4 protein-coding genes are annotated in these 3,163 nt (G+C 68.6%); 1 reads left to right on the top strand and 3 read right to left on the bottom strand.

Annotation, left to right across the window (positions count from 1 at the left end; all coding sequences use genetic code 11):
* Both HUK84_RS13385 and pqqA read right to left on the bottom strand, forming a co-directional pair.
* A partial coding sequence (locus tag HUK84_RS13385; protein ID WP_246285669.1) for an MBL fold metallo-hydrolase occupies positions 1 to 373 on the bottom strand: 373 nt, incomplete at its 3' end.
* A gap of 56 nt (positions 374 to 429) precedes the next feature.
* Positions 430 to 510: a pyrroloquinoline quinone precursor peptide PqqA gene (gene pqqA, locus HUK84_RS13380; RefSeq protein WP_012224451.1), complete on the bottom strand. Its 81-nt coding sequence runs from the start codon at positions 508 to 510 to the stop codon at positions 430 to 432.
* Positions 511 to 810: 300 nt separating this feature from the next.
* On the opposite strand from pqqA, the gene HUK84_RS13375 reads away from it, so the two are divergent.
* Positions 811 to 2,025, top strand: coding sequence for an AI-2E family transporter (locus HUK84_RS13375; RefSeq protein WP_176640734.1), 1,215 nt, complete (start codon positions 811 to 813; stop codon positions 2,023 to 2,025).
* Positions 2,026 to 2,032: 7 nt separating this feature from the next.
* Here HUK84_RS13375 and HUK84_RS13370 read toward each other — a convergent pair whose 3' ends face one another.
* Entirely contained in the window at positions 2,033 to 2,845 is an 813-nt protein-coding gene (locus HUK84_RS13370) for a Crp/Fnr family transcriptional regulator (protein WP_176640733.1), read from the bottom strand.
* Between the last annotated feature and the right edge of the window lie 318 nt (positions 2,846 to 3,163).

The following is a 3,163-nucleotide window of genomic DNA, read 5'->3' as shown; positions in this document are numbered from 1 at the left end:
AGATCGGGTTGGCGTCGAGCAGCGCCAGCACCGGGGCGGTGGCCAGCAGGGTGAAGGGCTGGCGTTCGCGCAGGGTCAGCAGCCCGGTGATGGTGTCGACCTCGCCGCCCGTCAGGACCACCCCGGCGATGGGGGTTGAGCGCAGCCCGTGGCGGGGATGCAGCGCCTCGGTCTGGCCGATCTGCTGGCGCAGGTCGGGCGAGGCGTTGATGATGAACCAGTGCGTGCCGTCGCCGCTGACGGCGATCGAGGCCTGGGTCCGGGGCAGGGCCGCCGGATCGCCGGCGCGGGCCCGTCGGCATGAAGGGGCGTTGGAGTTCCATTGCGGAAAGCCGCCGCCCGCCGCCGCGCCGAGAACGATGATGTCGATCATGGCCGGAGGTTTAGGGGAAAAACGCCGCCCGCGCGAGGCGGGCGGCGTCATGCGGCTTATTTCTTCTGGCCGCAGACGTAGCTGTTGATTTCCGCGCCCAGCGGAACTTCGGTGATCTTCGGGGCAGTCCAGGCCATGACGGTCTCCATCGGTTGCGAAAACGGGCGGCCGGCGAAAAACGGGTGCTGCCCGTTCTCCGGCTGGCCGCGCTCGGGCCAATGTGCGACCGCTTGACCCGTCCTTTCAACCCCCGATCGCGGCAAAGGGGCGCGCGAGGGGAGGCAGGTGTCTCACGTTTTTGTGATCGCGTTCGTTCGCACGGGGCATTCGCGGGGCGGCGTGCGCCGTCTTTTGTGCCTTGCGCGCCGGCAAGCGGCGGATTACCCCCGGGTGACGGGCCGGTCCGGTGGCCGCGCTGCCTTGGGCGAGAGTGGGCCATGCCGCCTGTGTCGGAATTGGACGATGTCGAAGCGGCCGCGCGGCGGGAACGGGCGGCCGAGATCATCCGCCGCAGCCGTTTTCAGCCCCAGACCGTCTGCCTGCTGATCCTGACGGTCCTGGCGGTGTTCTATACGCTGTATTTCGCGGCCGCGATCATCCTGCCGATCGTGCTGGCGGTGGTGGTCAATCTGCTGCTGTCGGCGCCCATGCGCGTGCTGCATACGCGGCTGCACCTGCCCAAGACGCTGGCGGCGCTGCTGCTGATCCTGTGCCTGTTCGGGGTGGTGGGGGCGATCGGCACGGCGATTTCGGTGCCGGCCGCCGGCTGGATCGCGCGGGCGCCGCAGACCATGACCGCGATCCAGACGCGGCTGGCGCTGATGCACGGCCCGATCCAGATGATCCAGGCCGCCAACGAGCGGATCGAGAATTTCCTGACCGTGGTCAGCGGCGAGCATCGTGCCGCCGGCGCGCCGGTCGTGGTGGTGGCGTCCGCGTCGCCGGGCGGGGGGCTGAGTTCGCTGGGATCCAGCGTGCTGCTGGGCACGCGGGCCTTCGTCGGGCAGGCCTTCACGATGATGCTGATGCTGTTCTTCCTGCTGGCGCAGGGGGACAGCCTGCTGCGGCGGGTCGTCGAGATCATGCCGACCTTTGCCGACAAGCGCCGCGCGGTGCAGATCGCATCGCAGGTTGAACGCAACATCTCGCTCTATTTGACCACGATCACCGCCATCAACCTGCTGGTCGGACTGGCGAACATGCTGCAATGCTGGGTGTTCGGCCTGCCCAACCCGCTGCTGTGGGGGGTGGTGGCGTTCCTGCTGAATTATATCCCCATCATCGGGCCGCTGACCGGCATCCTGGTCTATTTCGTCGTCAGCGTGATCGTGCTGCCGTCCCTGCTGCAGGCGCTGCTGCCGCCGCTGGTCTATCTGGGCATCCACCTGCTGGAGGGCGAGACGATCACGCCGATGGTGCTGGCGCGGCGCTTCACCCTCAATCCGGTGCTGGTCATGGGCTCGCTGATGTTCTGGGACTGGCTGTGGGGCGTTTGGGGGGCGTTCCTGTCGGTGCCGCTGCTGGCGGTGTTCAAGATCATCTGTGACCATGTCGACGTCCTGACGCCCATCGGCCACGTGGTCGGCGGCCCCAACCGGGCGCGCACCGTGCGGTCGGCCATATTGCCCCGGCCCGGGCAACTGGACGAATAGCGGCGGGTCAGGCTTCGCCGCCGGCCAGGATTTCCAGCCGGTCCATCGCGGTGACGCGCACCGCATGGCCCTTGCCGATGGCGATCATCCGTTCGGTGCGCATCCAGCTCAGCGTCCGGCTGACGGTTTCGATCGTCAGGCCCAGATAATCGGCGATGTCCGCGCGGGTCATCGGCAGCGGCACGTCCTGACCCTGATTCAAACCCTGACCCTGACCCTGACCCTGGCTCTGGCCCCGGCTTCTGTCCTGGTCGGGGCATGGCGCGTCGCCCACGCGGTCCAGCAGAAAGCTGGCCACCCGCTCGCGCGCGGTCTTGCGGCCCAGCAGCAGCATCTGGCTCTGCGCCGCCACCAGTTCGTTCGACGCCTCGGCGAGCAGGCGGCGTTCGAGGCGGGGGAAATCGTCCATCATCTGGCGCATGCGGGTGCGTGAGAACCGGCAGAGCCGGACCGTGTCCATCGCCTCGGCCCCGAAGGCATACCGGTCGGACACCGCCAGCCCCAGGAAATGGCCGGTGCCGGCGAAGCCGGTGATCTGCCGCCGCCCGTCCGGCAGCGCCTTGAACAGTTTGACGTTGCCTGCGGTGACGTTGAAGAAGTCGGTGGCCGGCGCGCCTTCCTCGATGAAGGTGCGCCCGGGCAGCACCGTCGTCTCGACCGCCATTTCCGCCAGGCGGGCGATGTCCTGATCGTCGATGGCGCTGCAGACGCTGTGCGCCCGTACCCCGCAGGTCAGGCAATAGCCCGGCTGGCGGTGCAGGCCGGACAGCACGGCGCGGCGGGGCGGGGCCTCGCGCTGGCAAGGGGTCGGGTCGGGCATGTCGGCCGGGTCCTCCCGGTTTGGGCCCCCGGGCGTGGCGGCCGCTCATGCCGCCGAAGCCCGGCGGCCAGGAAATGAACGCTAGCACAGAATGCGGGCGGAATTGACCTGAATCAATGCCTCTGCGTGCAACGCTCGCGAGCGTTACGTGCGAAAGGCGAAAAAGAAGGACTGTGCCGATATCGTCATGACGACGCACCCCGCCATCGCCGCCGGCCCGCTGCGGCCGGATGACGCGGCCCTGGTCTATCCGCTGGTCCGTATGATCTTTCCGGCGCTGGAGCGGGGTTTGTGGATGCGCGCGGCCCGGCGGGCCCT

Source organism: Nguyenibacter vanlangensis, from assembly GCF_013376155.1.
GTDB classification, from domain to species: domain Bacteria; phylum Pseudomonadota; class Alphaproteobacteria; order Acetobacterales; family Acetobacteraceae; genus Gluconacetobacter; species Gluconacetobacter vanlangensis.
This window is presented reverse-complemented; position numbering and strand designations above follow the sequence as displayed.

What these genes read in the sequence shown, in the direction of transcription:
- pqqA (WP_012224451.1), bottom strand. Translation starts at nt 510, where the DNA reads ATGGCCTGGACTGCCCCGAAGATCACCGAAGTTCCGCTGGGCGCGGAA.
- HUK84_RS13375 (WP_176640734.1), top strand. Translation starts at nt 811, where the DNA reads ATGCCGCCTGTGTCGGAATTGGACGATGTCGAAGCGGCCGCGCGGCGG.
- HUK84_RS13370 (WP_176640733.1), bottom strand. Translation starts at nt 2,845, where the DNA reads ATGCCCGACCCGACCCCTTGCCAGCGCGAGGCCCCGCCCCGCCGCGCC.